General features: G+C 45.5%; 1 pseudogene. It reads right to left on the bottom strand.

Going from position 1 to position 627, the window contains the following annotated elements:
• Positions 1-627, bottom strand: a pseudogene (locus A3738_RS30365) (HDOD domain-containing protein); the annotation flags it as partial.

The following is a 627-nucleotide window of genomic DNA, read 5'->3' on the forward strand; positions in this document are numbered from 1 at the left end:
GAGCGCATCGGTGTATAAATTTAGCGTTGAAAAAATGGCTTTTGCTTTTAAAGGTTCTAAATCTTGATCTTCTAAACTCGCTTTGGCGAGCAACGATGCAGCCTGTACCAATGCACATTGGGTTTGATACTTTTCTGATTGAGAAGGCGTCTGACTAAATAGCGCAACATCACACACTGCCTCTGGTATCTCCCACGCTTTATTAATCTCTTGTCCGAATAGAGGATGAAACACGTCCTCTAATTCCAATACCTGAGCTGGCGTCAATTTGAGCTGTTCGGCGGAGCTCATGTCTGAATAGAATTGCAAAAATGCGGGTCTACCTATGCCATGCAAAAGGCCGCATAAAAATGCTGTTTCAACACTCTCTTGAAGCGCTCGCGCCAGCTCTTTCGCCCAAATAGCGCAACAAAAACCGTGCTGTGAAATGGCAACAAGTCGATCTTCAAATTTTGGTGCATTAAAAAGCTTCGCGTTTAAGGCGATCCCCTAAGATATTTCGCATATCGCGTTTAGACCCAAGCGCGCGATGGCTTGCTGCAATGAGACCATTGAAGCATTTGGTGTATAAAGTGGTGAATTAGCAACACGGATGACGTGCCCCGCCAGCGTAGTGTGGCGTTGAAT

This window comes from Oleiphilus sp. HI0066 (assembly GCF_001635725.1).